This window comes from Klebsiella sp. PL-2018 (assembly GCF_019048985.1).
Lineage (GTDB): Bacteria > Pseudomonadota > Gammaproteobacteria > Enterobacterales > Enterobacteriaceae > Klebsiella > Klebsiella michiganensis.
On record NZ_CP077673.1, the window covers coordinates 1,359,906 to 1,375,516 of the forward strand.

General features: G+C 54.0%; 17 protein-coding genes and 1 other RNA gene. 11 read left to right on the plus strand and 7 right to left on the minus strand.

All coding sequences use genetic code 11. The features are described from left to right. Positions 1-49: 49 nt before the first annotated feature. Complete coding sequence (gene tesB / locus MKleb_RS06335; RefSeq protein ID WP_004848287.1) at positions 50-913, minus strand: acyl-CoA thioesterase II; 864 nt, start codon at positions 911-913, stop codon at positions 50-52. A gap of 220 nt (positions 914-1,133) precedes the next feature. Between tesB and MKleb_RS06340 the strand changes: the two genes are divergently transcribed. Then, positions 1,134-1,643 (plus strand): YbaY family lipoprotein, encoded by a 510-nt coding sequence (locus MKleb_RS06340; RefSeq protein ID WP_004848288.1) that lies wholly within the window; start codon positions 1,134-1,136, stop codon positions 1,641-1,643. Between the two features lie 39 nt (positions 1,644-1,682). Here the strand turns inward: MKleb_RS06340 and MKleb_RS06345 are convergent, their stop codons facing one another. Beyond that, a complete protein-coding gene (locus tag MKleb_RS06345) occupies positions 1,683-1,994 on the minus strand; it encodes an MGMT family protein (RefSeq protein WP_025107157.1) in 312 nt (103 codons plus the stop codon). Positions 1,995-2,059: 65 nt separating this feature from the next. Next, on the minus strand, positions 2,060-2,467 hold the full coding sequence (locus MKleb_RS06350) for a hypothetical protein (protein ID WP_025107156.1): 408 nt from the start codon (positions 2,465-2,467) through the stop codon (positions 2,060-2,062). A 254-nt stretch (positions 2,468-2,721) separates the two neighbouring features. Here MKleb_RS06350 and ffs point away from each other — a divergent pair. The 3 genes from ffs to MKleb_RS06365 all read left to right on the plus strand — a co-directional run bounded on the left by ffs (position 2,722) and on the right by MKleb_RS06365 (position 3,602). Beyond that, positions 2,722-2,818: signal recognition particle sRNA small type (gene ffs / locus MKleb_RS06355), an RNA gene on the plus strand. Positions 2,819-3,132: 314 nt separating this feature from the next. Next, positions 3,133-3,390 (plus strand): hypothetical protein, encoded by a 258-nt coding sequence (locus MKleb_RS06360; protein WP_004848294.1) that lies wholly within the window; start codon positions 3,133-3,135, stop codon positions 3,388-3,390. Further along, the gene (locus MKleb_RS06365) at positions 3,387-3,602 is read left to right on the plus strand and encodes a hypothetical protein (protein WP_004129860.1); all 216 of its coding nucleotides are present in this window, start codon (positions 3,387-3,389) and stop codon (positions 3,600-3,602) included. The genes MKleb_RS06360 and MKleb_RS06365 overlap by 4 nt, the downstream gene beginning before the upstream one ends. Before the next feature lie 133 nt (positions 3,603-3,735). Here the strand turns inward: MKleb_RS06365 and MKleb_RS06370 are convergent, their stop codons facing one another. Further along, positions 3,736-5,163: a MocR-like transcription factor YczR gene (locus MKleb_RS06370; protein WP_025107155.1), complete on the minus strand. Its 1,428-nt coding sequence runs from the start codon at positions 5,161-5,163 to the stop codon at positions 3,736-3,738. A gap of 87 nt (positions 5,164-5,250) precedes the next feature. Between MKleb_RS06370 and MKleb_RS06375 the strand changes: the two genes are divergently transcribed. Both MKleb_RS06375 and MKleb_RS06380 read left to right on the plus strand, forming a co-directional pair. Beyond that, positions 5,251-5,865, plus strand: coding sequence for a membrane protein YczE (locus MKleb_RS06375; protein WP_014228193.1), 615 nt, complete (start codon positions 5,251-5,253; stop codon positions 5,863-5,865). Positions 5,866-5,957: 92 nt separating this feature from the next. Then, a complete protein-coding gene (locus tag MKleb_RS06380) occupies positions 5,958-6,311 on the plus strand; it encodes a DUF1428 domain-containing protein (RefSeq protein ID WP_004848301.1) in 354 nt (117 codons plus the stop codon). A 46-nt stretch (positions 6,312-6,357) separates the two neighbouring features. On the opposite strand, the gene MKleb_RS06385 is transcribed toward MKleb_RS06380, so the two are convergent. Then, complete coding sequence (locus MKleb_RS06385; protein ID WP_217076527.1) at positions 6,358-7,200, minus strand: nickel/cobalt efflux protein RcnA; 843 nt, start codon at positions 7,198-7,200, stop codon at positions 6,358-6,360. Between the two features lie 167 nt (positions 7,201-7,367). Between MKleb_RS06385 and MKleb_RS06390 the strand changes: the two genes are divergently transcribed. Beyond that, on the plus strand, positions 7,368-7,640 hold the full coding sequence (locus MKleb_RS06390) for a metal-sensing transcriptional repressor (RefSeq protein WP_004129869.1): 273 nt from the start codon (positions 7,368-7,370) through the stop codon (positions 7,638-7,640). A 2-nt stretch (positions 7,641-7,642) separates the two neighbouring features. Here the strand turns inward: MKleb_RS06390 and MKleb_RS06395 are convergent, their stop codons facing one another. Together MKleb_RS06395 and MKleb_RS06400 are read right to left on the minus strand one after the other, a co-directional pair. Further along, positions 7,643-9,229 carry an EAL domain-containing protein gene (locus MKleb_RS06395; protein ID WP_217076528.1) on the minus strand — a complete coding sequence of 529 codons (1,587 nt, stop codon included), beginning with the start codon at positions 9,227-9,229 and terminating at the stop codon, positions 7,643-7,645. A gap of 243 nt (positions 9,230-9,472) precedes the next feature. Next, positions 9,473-10,582: an ABC transporter ATP-binding protein gene (locus MKleb_RS06400; protein ID WP_004848307.1), complete on the minus strand. Its 1,110-nt coding sequence runs from the start codon at positions 10,580-10,582 to the stop codon at positions 9,473-9,475. A 353-nt stretch (positions 10,583-10,935) separates the two neighbouring features. Here MKleb_RS06400 and MKleb_RS06405 point away from each other — a divergent pair, with 353 nt between their 5' ends. Genes MKleb_RS06405 through MKleb_RS06420 form a run of 4 tightly spaced genes read left to right on the plus strand, consistent with a single transcriptional unit; the run spans position 10,936 to position 15,601 of the window. Continuing rightward, entirely contained in the window at positions 10,936-12,168 is a 1,233-nt protein-coding gene (locus MKleb_RS06405) for a maltodextrin ABC transporter substrate-binding protein (RefSeq protein ID WP_025107152.1), read from the plus strand. 56 nt (positions 12,169-12,224) lie between these two features. After that, the gene (locus MKleb_RS06410) at positions 12,225-13,532 is read left to right on the plus strand and encodes a carbohydrate ABC transporter permease (RefSeq protein WP_004848312.1); all 1,308 of its coding nucleotides are present in this window, start codon (positions 12,225-12,227) and stop codon (positions 13,530-13,532) included. Positions 13,533-13,542: 10 nt separating this feature from the next. Beyond that, positions 13,543-14,394: a sugar ABC transporter permease gene (locus tag MKleb_RS06415; protein WP_014837601.1), complete on the plus strand. Its 852-nt coding sequence runs from the start codon at positions 13,543-13,545 to the stop codon at positions 14,392-14,394. 4 nt (positions 14,395-14,398) lie between these two features. Beyond that, positions 14,399-15,601 carry a glycoside hydrolase family 53 protein gene (locus MKleb_RS06420; RefSeq protein ID WP_025107151.1) on the plus strand — a complete coding sequence of 401 codons (1,203 nt, stop codon included), beginning with the start codon at positions 14,399-14,401 and terminating at the stop codon, positions 15,599-15,601. Positions 15,602-15,611: the final 10 nt, after the last annotated feature.

Here is a 15,611-nt window from a genome sequence, read left to right on the forward strand (position 1 = left end):
AGTTATCTCCTGAAGCTGCAGAGCCTCCCCTCGGGGAGGCTCTGCTTTTTTATGCGTTGCGATTACGCATGACGCCTTCCTGCACCGTGGAAGCCACCAGCGTACCGTCCTGAGTGTAGAACTCGCCGCGGACAAAACCGCGCGCGCTGGAGGCGGAGGTGCTCTCAACGCTGTACAGCAGCCAGTCGTTGATGTTGAACGGGCGGTGGAACCACATTGAGTGATCGATGGTGGCAACCTGCATGCCCGGCTCCAGAAAACCGACGCCGTGAGGCTGCAGGGCAACGGGCAGGAAGTTAAAATCCGAAGCGTAGCCCAGCAGAGACTGATGGGTGCGGAGATCTTCCGGCACTGCGCCGTTGGCGCGGATCCAGACCTGACGCGTTGGTTCTGCAACGTGTCCTTTCAGAGGGTTATGGAATTCGACCGGGCGAATCTCCAGCGGTTTATCGCAGAGAAATTTCTCTTTGACCTGCGGCGGCAGCAGGTGGGCCAGCTTGCGGGCAATATCCGTTTCGGAGGGAAGCGCGTCCGGAGCGGGTGCCGCTGGCATGGTTTTCTGATGTTCATAGCCGGGTTCTGGCGCCTGGAAAGAGGCGGTCATATAGAAAATGGGCTTCCCGTTTTGAATCGCCGCCACCCGGCGGGCGCTGAAGCTATTGCCATCGCGCAGGACTTCAACATCATAGATGATAGGTTTCAGGCTATCGCCGGGACGCAAGAAGTAGCTGTGAAACGAGTGAATCAGGCGTTCTGAGGGCACCGTCTCTTTTGCCGCATACAGCGCCTGACCCACTACCTGGCCGCCAAAGACCTGTCGCAATCCCAGATCTTCGCTCTGTCCGCGGAACAATCCCTCTTCAATTTTTTCCAGATTTAACAATGCCAGCAAATGGGTTAGTGCCTGACTCATAGTTATCCTCAATCAATGATGACTGCCTGGCGCAGCGCGTTATTGAGGCAAAGTATAACCTGGAATCGCAAGTGGTCCGATGGGTTCAATAATCTGAATATGGGCTCTTTTCCAGGAAGAGATCTGAGATCTGTGCCACACTTATTCACGATACTAATGTCCTGTCCCCGATTGTGGCTGGATGTACTCCTGTTAAAGAAGGGATGAAAAGGAGAAAAGAATGAAATTTGCCTATATGTTAAGTGCTTTAGCCGTAGCGGCTACGCTGTCTGCCTGTGCCAACAACCACAACAGCAATGCAGCGAACCAGGCGGCGCCCGATCCTTATGGCATTGCCTCACTAAGCTCCTCGCAGCAGCAGCCTAACGTATCCGGGACCATCAATATTCGACAGCGCGTGGCGTTACCGCCGGACGCGGTATTGACCGTAACCCTGTCGGATGCGTCTCTGGCCGATGCGCCAGCGCACGTGCTGTCGCAAAAAGCGGTAAGGACCGAAGGGAAGCAGGCGCCGTTTAACTTTGTCCTGCCCTATAACCAGGCGCAAATTCAGCCTAATGCCCGCATTCTTCTCAGCGCGGCGATTACCGTTAACGGTCAGCTGATGTTTATTACCGATACCGTGCAGACGGTGATTAACCAGGGCGGTAACCGGGCCGATCTGGTGCTGGTGCCGGTTCAGCAAACGGCGGTGCCGGTGGCGAACAACAGCGCCCCTGCTGCCCAGTAACTCCCCACCATGCCCCTTTACAGGGGCATTTTTTTGCCTTCAATAAATCCAGCGGTAGTGCTGCAGATCAATATGTCCGCTGCCTGAAACCTGGACGCCCTCCGCCAGTAGCGCCTGGCGTTGGCGCTGCAGATCTGGTCCGGTAAGGGAGATATCGCCGTGGCGGTTGACGACCCGATGCCAGGGGAGAGTCGATCCTTCCGGCAGGCGCTTTAATACTCCGCCCACCTGGCGAGCCGCTCGCGGTGAACCCGCCAGATGAGCAATGTCGCCGTAGGTGGCAACGTATCCCTCTGGAATCGAGGCGACTATCTGCCAGACCCGCTGCGGAAAAGTATCGTGAGAATCCATAGTACGTCCTGTTGCCGGAAAAGGCTCAGGATAAGCGTTGTATGACGGGCTGTACAGATAGCGGGTCAGGCCGATTTAACGATGGTAAATTCCAGCGCCAGACCCAGCACCTGCATGCCATGAACATTTTCATTCGCCGTATTGCTCAGCAGTGTTTCAAGAAACTTCAGGCGTTTTGACTGGGCGTTAATCACCAGCTTTGCGCGCATTGCCGGAAGCTTAAGCGTTGATATCGGATACACCACGCGACCGCTGACGTCGATGGGGAGTTTACGTAATTCAATGTGCTGAAGGACGCCGACGGTAGAGTAGAGCAGCGCGACCGGGGTGACGGCGAGCAGCTGATTATTGCTAATCGTCACAAAATCGAGGATGACCTCCGGACGCAGAAAGTTTAAACCGCGGAAGGAAACGGTCACTTCGGCGATGGCCGGCATCGCCAGGGTAGTGATTAAACGCGGTGATTCACTCATTCATATACCATTGAGACAGTGCGTTGATTAAAAAAGACGGTAGATAAGCCTCATTATGGCCGCTGGCGAGGATTTCCGCTGAGAGTGTGCTCGCAATCTCATAAGGGGATCGGGGCCATTTTACGCTGAGAAGCCGCTGTAGACGCGACTTTGCGCAATAAACCAGCACCCAATCGCCGGCGGCTTGCAATTCAGGGGTTCAGCAGGGATAATGCGCCAGCGCGTTAGGTAACTAACGCTCTCAATGGGGGCTCTGTTGGTTCTCCCGCAACGCTACTCTGTTTACCAGGTCAGGTCCGGAAGGAAGCAGCCAGAGCAGACGACGTGTGTGCCGGGATGTAGCTGGCAGGGCCCCCACCCATTTCAGGGTACCCTCTCGCTATTCGCATTCATTCCATGGTTTCCCTCAGCCTTCATATTTAATATCCACAAATATATTGTGAGTATTTTTGGTTTCTAAACCCTCTATTTTTTATGCCAAAAATTCACTACGTCATAAATTTGAAATTTAACTGAAATATTATTGTCATCTTTATGTCATATATAACGTGCAGATTATTCATGGGAAAATGTAGTTTGATATAAGCTAAAAATATATGTCTGGATCAGCATGTTAACTTCGTGTATTAATTATATGATGATTTTATTTCACGGGAAGCGTGACTATGACCACTGTGGTTCTGAACGTAAAAATTGATGGCGAGTTAAAAGAAAAGCTGCGTCAGTATGCGGAAGAAAATAACGAAAATTTAGGAACAGCTACGGAGAAACTGCTGCTGCTGGCCTTTCAGGTAGCGGAATCAGCAGACGAGGCGGGGGTTTCGGAAGAAGATATCGATAGCCAGCATACCGAAGAGGAAGCGTCTCCATTAACCCCTAAAGAAATCAAAGCATTACGTAAAATTCTGAAGAAGAAAAAATGAAACAACAACTCTCTACAGCCAGCAACTATAGCGAAGCCTGCGATATGCTGCGTTCCGGATACGTTAAGCACGTACGCCTGAACTGGAATATCGGTAGCGATGAGTTCTTTCGCATTGCCTCCGACTGGTGTGACACAGGGGCAAAAATAAAAAAAGATGAAGACGGCTTTATTATTTCTCTGAAAGGGTTTCCGATCCCGCGTCAGCATTAATGAAACTATTGCAATTTTGTCATCGGGCTGACACGTCAGAAAGACAAAATTGAAGCGCAATTTTATAAAAACATCTCATATGCGTCATGGATGATGGTTTTTGACGGGCTGGCTCCAGCCCGTCGATATTTTCTTAAATGATTTTCCTCAGGCGGAAACTCTCTTTCTGCTCAGTCAGACTATGCCACAACGGCTGCAATGTCGTAAACGCGTTGCGCAGTTCGTCATCCGAAAGGGTAAAGGGCAAACGCAAATAGCGATCAAACGCGCCGGCCAGGCCAAAGCGAGTTCCCGTCCCGATGTGAATTCCCCGGCTTTCAGCGCGAACGGAAAAGAGCGTCGCCAGCATTCCCGGTAATTCCACCCAAAAAGAGAGTCCTCCTTCCGGCGGCGTGAAGTGCCAGTGGGGAAAATATTCCGCCATCAGCGCGCCGCACATATCCCGGCGAGTCGCCAGCATGGCGCGCCGTGACGGTAGCAGCCTGTTCTCATTCTCAAGCAACCAGCAGCAGGCCAGCTGTTCCAGCAGCGGGGAGCCGAGATCGAGAGAGTCGCGGGCCTGAACCAGCGAAGCAATAGTTCGCGAAGAAGCGCGGATCCAACCTATTCGCAGGCCGCCCCAGAAGCTTTTTCCCGCTGAACCGATGGTTATCACCGGGGCATCAGGATTAAATGCCGCTAGAGGCGGCGGCGGCGGGGCGTCATACCATAAATCCACCATCGTTTCGTCTGCCACCAGCGTGGTGCGGGTTTGTGCGGCGATGTCCGCTACCCGCTGGCGCGTTGCGCTATCCATACAGCGGCCGGTGGGATTATGAAAATCCGGCATCAGCCAGGCCAGACGCGGAGCAGTTTGGGCAATCGTTGCCGCCAGACCATCGCAATCCCATCCCTGCTGCGGTAACGCCACGCTAACCGGACGACATGATGCGCCTTGTATCGCGCTAAGCGCCATGGGGTAAGTTGGTGCATCCACCACCACCCGATCGCCGGGCCCGGTGAATAAACGCAGTACCAGCGCAAAGCCGCTAAGGGCCCCGTTGACGATCATCACTTCATCGCTGCGGGTTGGCAGCCCGCGTTCGCTATAGCGGCGGGCGATGGCTTCGCGCAGAAGCGGGAGCCCTTGTTGATCGTAACCGGTGTTGGATAAATGTTCAGGCATGATCTTTAAGGCCTGGCTGTAGGCCTGATGGATCTCGGGGCCGGCGCTAAGGGAGGCAACGGCCAGATTCACCGATAGCGGGTCCGTTTGTTTGGCCGCCGCCTCTACCGGACGCTCCGGCAAGGCGATCCGCGAACCGCTTCCCTGACGGCTGTAGAGATAACCTTCTTCCCGAAGCTGACCGAGCGCGCTGGCAACCGTGGTGCGGCTGATATTCAGGGCAGCCGCCAGTTCACGTTCCCCAGGCAGTCGCGTTTCCAGCGCCAGGCGGCCATCGAGGATGAGCAGGCGCAGCGCTTCTGCAAGCTGACGCCAGATAGGCGTGCGAGAAGTGGACTCCTGCCAGTGACCGAGCAGCCGTACCAGCGATTGTGCACCAAAGCGACGAGATAACATAGCAATCCACTTTTTAAAAACTGGCCATTAATTATCAATCCATTTTTACTGATGATAAGGGAAATCGCAATTGTCCTGAGGTGAAAAATGGTACGTCGCTTGCTGCAACTTTACATTGGTCTGGTCCTGTACGGCGTGTCGACCGCGTTATTTGTGCATGCCAATCTGGGGGCCGATCCGTGGGATGTTTTTCATCTGGGGATCGGTAAGCAGTTTAATCTGGATTTTGGTACGGTCATGATCCTGACGGGAGCGGCAGTGCTGCTGCTGTGGATCCCGCTACGGCAAATGCCGGGGCTGGGTACGGTGAGCAACGTGATTGTGCTGGGGCTGGCGGCAAACGCGACCTTAGCCGTGCTGCCGCCGTTGGATTCGCTGGTGGCGCGTAGCCTGCTGCTGGCGGGCGCTATCGTACTGAATGCGCTGGCGACGGGGATGTATATTGGCGCGGGCTTTGGTCCCGGGCCGCGCGATGGGCTGATGACCGGTCTGCATGCTCGTACGGGGTGGTCGCTGCGCGGTATCCGCACCGCGATTGAAGTTTCGGTCCTGCTGATTGGCTGGATGATGGGCGGCAAGTTTGGCGTGGGAACCGTACTCTATGCGTTAACTATCGGCCCGCTAATCCAGCTGTGTCTGCCGTGGTTTCATCAGCCAGCCGCGCGGAAGGCTCTGGCGAAACCCGGTGAGGCTATCTCCTGATTTTACGCTGCCATCAGACCTGGAGACTAAACTTATCAATTCAGATACGGCCGGATTCTCCGGCCGTACTGTTCACTTCGGAGAGCAGACTCATGAAGTACGTTGATGGTTTTGTCGTTGCCGTACCGGCGGAAAATAAGGAGGCATACCGCGAGATGGCAGCAAAGGCCGCGCCATTATTTAAAGAGTTTGGCGCACTCCGCGTGGTCGAGTGCTGGGCGGATGATGTCCCGGATGGCAAGCTGACCGATTTTCGCCTGGCGGTGAAAGCGGAGGAGAGTGAAGAGGTGGTGTTCAGCTGGATTGAGTATCCCTCTAAAGAGGTTCGCGATGCCGCGAATGCCAAAATGATGGCCGACCCGCGGATGAAAGAGTTTGGCGAATCGATGCCCTTTGATGGAAAACGAATGATATACGGCGGCTTTGCCCCGCTTCTGGATGAGTAATTCATCTTTGCCATCCCCATAGCTTTTGGGGATGGCGATAGACGCGCTACAGATGACTCCAGCCATGCAGCAGCATATAAAAACCCACCACCATAATCAGGATGCCGGAAATCCACGGCGCTTTGCGCGAGAGATCGTTCAGCCCGGGCCAGCGGTTTGCCACGTGCTTCAGGCTGAGGGCGGCAATTGCGCCGGAAGCCACCAGGGTGATCGCCAGCCCAACGCTAAACCCCAGTACCAGGGTTGCCCCCAGCGAGAACTTTTTCAACTGCAGGCAAATGAGCAGTACGGTAATGGATGCCGGGCAGGGAATGAGTCCCCCGGTCAGTCCGAACAAGACGATCTGCCCGGTGGTGACCCGCTGGCCGTTAAAGCGGCGATTGATCGCTTGCGCATGCGCGCGCTGATGGGCGTCCTGCCAGTCATCGGCGGCAACCCGCGAAGGTTGGTGAGCGTGAGGATGATGTTGATGCGCAAGGTGGCGATCGTGATGATGTTCATGTTCATGGTCATGGTCATGGGTATGGTCATGGGTATGGGTATGTGAACGCGATTCGCGCCAGGTACGCGCCAGCATCCAGCAGACAATCAGTACGATAAGGCCCCCTGAGATTAGCTGAAACCAGGGTTCCGACGTTTGTGCATTCCAGCCGCGGCCGAACCACAGGCCTGCCATGGCCACCAGCCAGACCACCGCCGTATGCGATACCGTCGCCGCCAGCCCCAGCAGCACCGCCTGCTTTAATGTTCCGCGCACCGCCACGATAAATGCCGCCATCATGGTTTTTGAGTGCCCGGGCTCAAGGCCGTGCAGCGCGCCCAGCAGAATCGCGCTGGGAATAAATAGCCAGGCGTTGCCCTGCTGCAGGAGTGAAGCGAAATCGTTCATAACGTGATCCCTAACTAAAAAGTGCTTGTATGCTACTCCCCCCCAGTACATAAATACTACCCCCCAGTAGAAAAATACTCCGGGGGAGTAGGGCATGTTATGCTGTTCTGATTGCATACAAGGGTCGTTAGTGGAAACGATCGATTAATCAAATAGTGGATCGCGAAATGTCACATACCGTTCGTCACAAGAAGATGTTATTGACCCGATTGAAGAAAATTCAGGGGCAAAGCGCCGCGCTGGAAAAAATGCTTAACCGCGAGCATGAATGCGCAGAGGTTCTACAGCAGCTGGCTGCCATTCGCGGTGCGGTAAACGGCATGATGATGCAGGTTATCCAGGGGCATTTAACGGATCATGTCGTGAAGGAGCCGGAAGAAGGTCAGCGTGAGGCTGACCTTGATGTGGTGATGCAGGTGATAAAATCCTATCTGAAATAGGCTCAGTCATCATGTGTTCCGGACGGTGATGAATACGCCTTGAGGTTATTCTCGGCCCACAGAATAAATTTCTCTTTTGGCAGCGCCTTACTATAAAGCCAGCCCTGTGCATACAGCACGCCATGCATGCGCAGCCAGTCGCGTTGGCTTTCGGTTTCGACGCCTTCTGCGACGGTCGCCAGATTGAGCGCTTTCGCCATTTCAATGATGTGCGGCGTCAGCGATTCACACTCCAGCGTATCGACAAATGCTTTATCGATTTTTAGGGTATCAACGTCCAGCTTTTGTAAATAGCTCAGGCTGGAATAGCCGGTGCCGAAGTCATCGATGGAGATACGGTGTCCTGCCTGACGATAGCCGGCGATGACTGGCAGAGTGGTTTGCGGGTCGACAAAACCGCGCTCGGTGATTTCCAGAATGATCTGCTGAGCGCTGATGCCCCAGCGCTGAAGCTGATCTTGTAACAGCATCGGCAGCCTTGGCGAACGCAAATCATCAACCGACAGGTTTATCGAGATGTGTATCTCCGGGCGCTGCCGCAGCCAGGTACCGAGATCGGTAAATATTTTCCGTACAATATCTTCGGTTAAGCGGGTAATCAGCCCGGTTTGTTCGGCAAGCGGAATAAAAATATCCGGCGATAAGAAACTGCCATCGGGTTGCCTCCAGCGAGCAAGCGCCTCCGCGCCGACGATCTTTCCACTCTGCAGCGAAATAATGGGCTGGTAATAAACCTGGATGGCATGAGAATTCAGCGCGTCCAGCATCCCATTACGCGGTGAGCGCAGCCTTCGCAGCAGGCGAAGCAGCAGAAATGAGGCCAGAAGGCTGGTGAACAGACCAATCGGCAGCCACAGCATCAGCTGCTGATGTAGCTTTTTCTGCAGCGGCACCGTCGAGGACCAGGTGGCAATGGCCAGCCCCAGCTCCGGGAGACGATGAAGACGATAAACGGTGCTATCGAGGGTTAGGGTCCTGGCATACTGATGCTTAATTCTCTCCCAGACGGCAGCGTTGAGCGGTTTACTGCTAATGATGATTTGATTGCGCTGCGTGCCGAACAAGAGCGTGTGAATCTGTTCATGGCCTAATGGAATGACATCGATAAACGACTCGGGATCGATCATCACCACGTGATGCTCGCTGCCCATGGCCGTCATTTTATGTTTCAGACCCAGATCGTTAACTGAGGTATGCCAGGTACGATAGCCATCGGCCGTGATGTGGTCGGGAGCAGGAAAGGTAACCGAAACCTGATGATCTTCGAGGGAAGAGCACTGCGGAATACCCTCATGTAACCACAGCACTTCCTGAACGTAGCGATGGGTATAGGCGATCCGTCGCATCGTGAGCAAATGCTGCGGACTGCAGGTGGTAGCCGCATGCGCATCAGCTTCGTTCAGCGCCTCTCTTGCCTGATCGGCAACCTGCTGAACGCGGGCCAGTACGCGGACGGAAAAGTTGTCCAGTTCGCTATAAAATTGCTCTTTGGCCTGCTGCATTGCCAGCCAGATGCTCAGCGCGACCGGCAGGATAATGGCCAGTATCAATACCCCTGTAACCAGACTCACCTGATGCCGGGTCGTCATGAGTATTTCCTTATTTTATTGAGGGGTTCGATGAGTATACGCGAAAGATAAAAGAGGGTTCAGCACGGGGTAGAAAAAGGCCCGAACCGCAAGATAGCAACGAATTCGGGCTAACAGTGGATGAACCGCGACGCCCAAGGCCTGGAGCGTCGCGGAGAAAAACGAGGGCTGGTATGCTGGCAATAAGCGTTGTCAGCACAGATTCATATTCTAAAGCGCAATCATGACAGTCATATGTTGCGCTTAATGGGCGTCCGGCGCAGCGATGTCAGCGCTAATCCGCTGGTCGTTTTCGTCGAAGACCATGCAGTAGCGATCGTCAAACGCGACCCTTATCTTCTGCCATGGACGGAAATGAACGTCGCCGGGCAGCAGAATTTTGACGTTATCGTGGCCGTAGCACTGGCCGAACAGATAGGTGTTGTTACCCAGTCTCTCCACGACTTCACATTGAAACTCAACTACGGTACCGATATTCACATCAGTTGAGAGATGTTCAGGGCGAATACCGAGGGTAACGGCAGCGCCGGGCTGCAGCGGCGATGTGGTGATATTGAGCGTCAGATTATGATCTTGCGCCATCTTCACGCTAAGCTGGCCCGGCTGCCATGCGGTGACCGTCGCGGGCAGGAAGTTCATTTTCGGCGAACCGATAAATCCCGCAACGAACTTATTGACCGGGTTGTAATACAGCGACATCGGCGAACCCATCTGCTCAACTTTGCCGTAGTTCATTACCACGATTTTATCGGCCAGCGTCATCGCTTCAACCTGATCGTGGGTGACATAAACCATGGTGGTTTTGAGTTCATGATGCAGTTTAGCAATATGCAGGCGCATCTCAACGCGCAGCTCGGCATCCAGGTTGGAGAGGGGTTCATCAAACATAAACACCCGTGGATTACGCACGATGGCGCGACCGATCGCCACGCGCTGGCGCTGGCCGCCGGAAAGCTGCTTAGGTTTGCGATCCAGCAGATGAGAGAGCTGCAGCGTTTTCGCCACCATTTCAACCTGGCGGCGAATTTCATCTTTTGGCACTTTATTCACCTTCAGGCCATAGCCCATATTTTCCGCTACCGTCATATGCGGGTAGAGCGCATAGGACTGGAATACCATGGCGACGCCGCGATGGGCAGGAACGACATCATTCATCACCTCATCGCCAATAAGCACTTCACCTTCGCTCACCTCTTCGAGACCGGCAATCATTCGCAGTAGCGTCGATTTGCCGCAGCCTGACGGACCGACGAAAACCGCAAACTCGCCATCTTCAATATCAAGATTTACCTGATGCAGCGTCACTGTACTGCCGAACCGTTTGGTGACATTCCTCAGTCGTATATTGGACATCAACACTCCCCGGGTTAGTAGCCGTTTTTGCCGTTGGGATTTGGGCTGTGACGCATTATTTGTATAACGTGTAACAATTCAGCCGGGCGATGCTCAACGACACTAAAATCATGCAGTGACTATAACTTCCAGAGTTTTAGCGCCCTATATCGATGTTTCATTTCTGCAATCACGATCACACAACTGGCAGCTTTCAGTAGTTTTGTCAGCATTCAAAGCGTACCGTATAACAAATCAGGAATAACGGCATATTTGTTTATGAATCACTGTTTATCAGTTAACTGAAAGATTCTCGGAAGTCACATCGCCCAATAAAAACCATTAAATTGTTATACCTTCACATGAGGTTGATAATGAAAAAGAACACTCTTGCTGCACTGATCCTTACTACTCTGGCTGCCGGGCAGCTGGTTAGCCTGCAGGCGCACGCGGCCGGACAGCTCAACGTCTGGGAAGACATCAAAAAATCCGACGGCATTAAGGCCGCGGTAAGCGATTTTGAAAAGCAGTTCAACGTTAAGGTGAACGTGCAGGAAATGCCGTACGCCCAGCAGCTGGAAAAGCTACGCCTTGATGGCCCGGCGGGCATTGGCCCGGACGTGCTGGTGATCCCTAATGACCAGCTAGGCGGTGCGGTCGTCCAGGGACTGCTGTCTCCCCTGACGCTGGACCAGGCGAAGCAGGAGGCCTTTACGCCGGCATCAATCAACGCGTTCCATATGGATAACGTGCTTTACGGCGTACCGAAAGCGGTGGAAACCCTGGTGCTGATTTACAACAAAGACCTGATCGATAAGCCGCTGGATAGCCTGCAGGCCTGGTTCGACTATTCGAAGAAGCAGCGCGAAGAGGGTAAGTACGGCCTGCTGGCGAAGTTTGACCAGATCTATTACAGCTGGGGCGCTATTGGCCCAATGGGCGGCTATATCTTTGGCAAAAACGACAAAGGCAGCTTCAACCCGCAGGATGTCGGCCTGAATAAGCCAGGCGCGGTGGAAGCGGTGACTTTCCTGAAAAAATTCTACACCGACAAGGTATTCCCGGCGGGGATCCTCGGCGATAACGGGCTGAACGCCATCGACTCGCTGTTCACCGAGAAGAAAGCGGCTGCGGTGATTAACGGCCCGTGGGCCTTCCAGCCGTATGAAGCGGCAGGCATTCATTATGGCGTCGCGCCTTTGCCGACGCTGCCGGATGGCAAACCGATGAGCTCCTTCCTCGGCGTGAAGGGCTATGTCGTCTCGACGTGGAGTAAAGATAAAGCGCTGGCGCAGCAGTTTATCGAGTTCATTAACCAGCCGCAGTACGTGAAAGCGCGTTATGTCGCCACCGGAGAAATCCCGCCGCTGAAGGCCATGATTGACGATCCGCTGATTAAGAATGACGAAAAGGCCAGCGCGGTGGCGGTGCAGTCAGCGCGGGCGACGGCGATGCCCGGGATCCCGGAAATGGGTGAGGTATGGGGCCCGGCGAACGCCGCGCTCGAGCTTAGCCTGACCGGTAAACAGGAGCCGAAAGCGGCGCTCGATAACGCTGAAAAGCAGATCAAGATGCAGATCGAAGCCATGCAGGCCAGCAATCAATAATTCGGTGATGTAACAGAACGGGAGGGCCGTCCTCCCGTTTTCAGAAGGAGTCGTGTGTGATTATCAATCCCAGCGAAAATATTGCCGAAGCGCGCGGCGCAGGACGCCATGCGTGGTGCGGCCTGTTGCTGGCTATCGTGCCGGGTTTTGGGCAGTTTTATCACCGCCAGTGGCTGAAGGGGATTGTCTTCCTGGTGCTGCTGAGCAGTTTTATGAGCATTTTCTATGACTTTCTCAGCGAAGGCCTGTGGGGGTTATATACCTTAGGCGAGGAAGTCCCGCGGGATAACTCTATTTTCCTGCTGGCGGAAGGGATAATCAGCGTACTGATTATCGCATTCGGTTTGTTGGTCTATTTCCTCTCGCTGCGCGATGCCTGGGTTAACGGCAAAAAGCGCGATGAAGGCATGGCGCTGAATAGCGTACGCAAGCAGTATCAGATGCTGCTCAGCGAGGGTTTCCCGTATCTGATGATCACGCCCGGCTTCATACTGCTGGTGTTTGTGGTCATCTTCCCGATCCTGTTTGGTTTTGCTATCGCCTTTACTAACTACAACCTTTATCACACGCCGCCGGCGAAGCTGGTGGATTGGGTGGGATTCAAAAACTTCATCAATATCTTCACATTATCCATCTGGCGCTCGACCTTCTTTGACGTACTGCAGTGGACGGTGGTGTGGACGCTGCTGGCGACGACCCTGCAATGTACCGTCGGCGTGCTGCTGGCGATTCTGGTCAACCAGAAAGATCTGCGCTTTAAGCCTATGATCCGCACAATTTTCATTCTGCCGTGGGCGGTGCCGGGCTTCGTGACGATTCTGGTTTTTGCCGGCATGTTCAATGATTCATTCGGGGTGATTAACAACGCCATTTTGTCCTTCTTTGGCATCACGCCGAAGGCTTGGCTGACCGACCCGTTCTGGACTAAAACGGCGCTGATCATGATGCAAACCTGGCTGGGCTTTCCGTTTGTTTTCGCCATGACCACCGGCGTCCTGCAGGCGATCCCGGACGATCTGTATGAAGCGGCCACCATGGATGGCGCCAGCGCGTTTACCCGCCTGCGGACCATTACTCTGCCGCTGGTGCTCTACTCCATTGCGCCGATCATCATCACTCAGTACACCTTCAATTTTAACAACTTCAATATCATCTACCTGTTCAATAACGGCGGACCGGCGGTAGCCGGGTCGAATGCCGGCGGTACGGATATTCTGGTGTCGTGGATCTACAAATTAACGATGTCGTCTTCGCAATACGCCATCGCGGCCACCATCACGATTCTGCTGTCGATTTTTGTCGTCGGCCTGGCGTTGTGGCAGTTCCGCGCCACGAAATCCTTCAAAAACGACGACATGGCGTAAGGGAAGCAACATGGCTAAATCACCGAGTATTAAACGCGAAAAGTGGATTCGCCTGTCTCTCACCTGGCTGGTGGTCCTCTTCGTATCGACGATCATTATATATCCGCTGGTCTGGACGGTAGGGGCGTCTCTGAACGCCGGGAACAGTCTGCTGAGTACGTCGATTATTCCTGAAAACCTGTCGTTCCAGCATTACGCGGATCTGTTTAACGGCAATGTGAATTATCTCACCTGGTACTGGAACTCGATGAAAATCAGCTTCATGACCATGGTGTTGACCTTAATCAGCGTGAGCTTCACGGCCTATGCGTTCTCCCGGTTTCGTTTCAAAGGGCGGCAGAACGGGCTGATGCTGTTTCTGCTGCTGCAGATGATCCCGCAGTTCTCAGCGCTGATTGCGATCTTTGTTCTCTCTCAGCTGCTGGGGTTGATCAACAGCCATCTGGCGCTGGTGCTGATCTACGTTGGCGGCATGATCCCGATGAATACCTGGCTCATGAAGGGGTATCTGGACGCGATCCCCAAAGATCTGGATGAATCCGCGCGGATGGATGGCGCCAGCAGCTTCCGCATCTTTATCGAAATCATTATGCCGCTGTCGAAGCCGATTCTGGCGGTGGTGGCGCTGTTTTCATTTACCGGCCCGCTGGGGGATTTCATCCTCTCCAGCACCATTTTGCGTACCCCGGATAAATACACGCTGCCGATTGGCCTGTATAACCTGGTGGCGCAGAAAATGGGCGCCAGCTATACCACCTACGCGGCGGGCGCGGTGCTGATTGCCGTCCCGGTGGCAATTCTCTATCTGGCGCTACAAAAATACTTTGTTTCCGGCCTCACCTCAGGCAGTACAAAAGGATAACCCCATGAAAAGATTAACACCCGCGTGGCTTGCTGTTTCTCTGGCATGCTGTTTTTCCGCCGGTACGCTGGCGGCAGATGCGCTGCAAACGAAGGCGTTTAGCAATATGCCCGCTGATTTTATTAAAGGCGCGGATATCTCCACGCTGCTGGATGCGGAAAAGCACGGCGCGAAGTTCTTTAACCACAACAATCAGCCGCAGGATCCGATCGCGATTCTGAAGGCCGACGGCGTGAACTATGTTCGCCTGCGCCTGTGGGTGGATCCAAAAGACGCCCAGGGTCAGCGTTACGGCGGCGGCGATAACGATCTGGCGGCGACGCTGGCGCTGGCGAAGCGCGCAAAAGCGCAGGGTATGAAGCTGCTGCTTGATTTTCACTACAGCGATTTCTGGACCGATCCGGGCAAGCAGTTCAAGCCGAAGGCCTGGGAGAAAATGGATTATCCGCAGCTGAAAACCACGATCCACGACTACACCCGCGACACGATTGCCCGCTTTAAGCAGGAGGGGGTGCTGCCGGATATGGTCCAGATCGGCAACGAGATCAACGGCGGTATGCTGTGGCCGGAGGGCAAAAGCTGGGGGCAGGGCGGCGGCGAGTTCGATCGCCTGGCGGGGCTGCTTAACGCCGCCATTGACGGCCTGAAGGAAAACCTCACCGGCGGCGAGCAGATTAAAATTATGCTTCATCTGGCCGAAGGCACGAAAAACGACACCTTCCGCTGGTGGTTTGATGAAATCAGCAAGCGCAACGTGCCTTACGACATCATTGGTCTGTCGATGTACACCTACTGGAATGGTCCGATTAGCGCGCTGAAAGCCAATATGGACGATATCAGCAAGCGCTATAACAAAGACGTGTTAGTGGTGGAAGCCGCTTATGCCTATACCCTGGAAAACTGCGACAACGCCGAAAATAGTTTCCAGGCGAAAGAGGAAAAGGATGGCGGTTATCCTGCCACCGTACAGGGGCAATATAATTATATTCACGACTTAATGCAGGCCGTTGCGGACGTACCGGACCACCGCGGTAAAGGTATTTTTTATTGGGAGCCGACGTGGATTGCCGTACCGGGAAATACCTGGGCGACGCCTGCCGGAATGAAATATATCCATGATGAATGGAAAGAGGGGAATGCCCGGGAAAATCAGGCGCTGTTTGATTGCCAGGGAAAAGCATTGCCGTCGATGAAGGTATTCAATTAATTATTCAGCT

Bases quoted from the DNA above. Each gene is read 5' to 3' on its own strand.
- MKleb_RS06405 (WP_025107152.1), top strand. From the start codon at position 10,936: ATGAAAAAGAACACTCTTGCTGCACTGATCCTTACTACTCTGGCTGCC.
- tesB (WP_004848287.1), bottom strand. From the start codon at position 913: ATGAGTCAGGCACTAACCCATTTGCTGGCATTGTTAAATCTGGAAAAA.
- MKleb_RS06390 (WP_004129869.1), top strand. From the start codon at position 7,368: ATGTCACATACCGTTCGTCACAAGAAGATGTTATTGACCCGATTGAAG.
- MKleb_RS06395 (WP_217076528.1), bottom strand. From the start codon at position 9,229: ATGACGACCCGGCATCAGGTGAGTCTGGTTACAGGGGTATTGATACTG.
- MKleb_RS06350 (WP_025107156.1), bottom strand. From the start codon at position 2,467: ATGAGTGAATCACCGCGTTTAATCACTACCCTGGCGATGCCGGCCATC.
- MKleb_RS06420 (WP_025107151.1), top strand. From the start codon at position 14,399: ATGAAAAGATTAACACCCGCGTGGCTTGCTGTTTCTCTGGCATGCTGT.
- MKleb_RS06340 (WP_004848288.1), top strand. From the start codon at position 1,134: ATGAAATTTGCCTATATGTTAAGTGCTTTAGCCGTAGCGGCTACGCTG.
- MKleb_RS06365 (WP_004129860.1), top strand. From the start codon at position 3,387: ATGAAACAACAACTCTCTACAGCCAGCAACTATAGCGAAGCCTGCGAT.
- MKleb_RS06415 (WP_014837601.1), top strand. From the start codon at position 13,543: ATGGCTAAATCACCGAGTATTAAACGCGAAAAGTGGATTCGCCTGTCT.
- MKleb_RS06385 (WP_217076527.1), bottom strand. From the start codon at position 7,200: ATGAACGATTTCGCTTCACTCCTGCAGCAGGGCAACGCCTGGCTATTT.
- MKleb_RS06375 (WP_014228193.1), top strand. From the start codon at position 5,251: ATGGTACGTCGCTTGCTGCAACTTTACATTGGTCTGGTCCTGTACGGC.
- MKleb_RS06380 (WP_004848301.1), top strand. From the start codon at position 5,958: ATGAAGTACGTTGATGGTTTTGTCGTTGCCGTACCGGCGGAAAATAAG.
- MKleb_RS06400 (WP_004848307.1), bottom strand. From the start codon at position 10,582: ATGTCCAATATACGACTGAGGAATGTCACCAAACGGTTCGGCAGTACA.
- MKleb_RS06370 (WP_025107155.1), bottom strand. From the start codon at position 5,163: ATGTTATCTCGTCGCTTTGGTGCACAATCGCTGGTACGGCTGCTCGGT.
- MKleb_RS06345 (WP_025107157.1), bottom strand. From the start codon at position 1,994: ATGGATTCTCACGATACTTTTCCGCAGCGGGTCTGGCAGATAGTCGCC.
- MKleb_RS06360 (WP_004848294.1), top strand. From the start codon at position 3,133: ATGACCACTGTGGTTCTGAACGTAAAAATTGATGGCGAGTTAAAAGAA.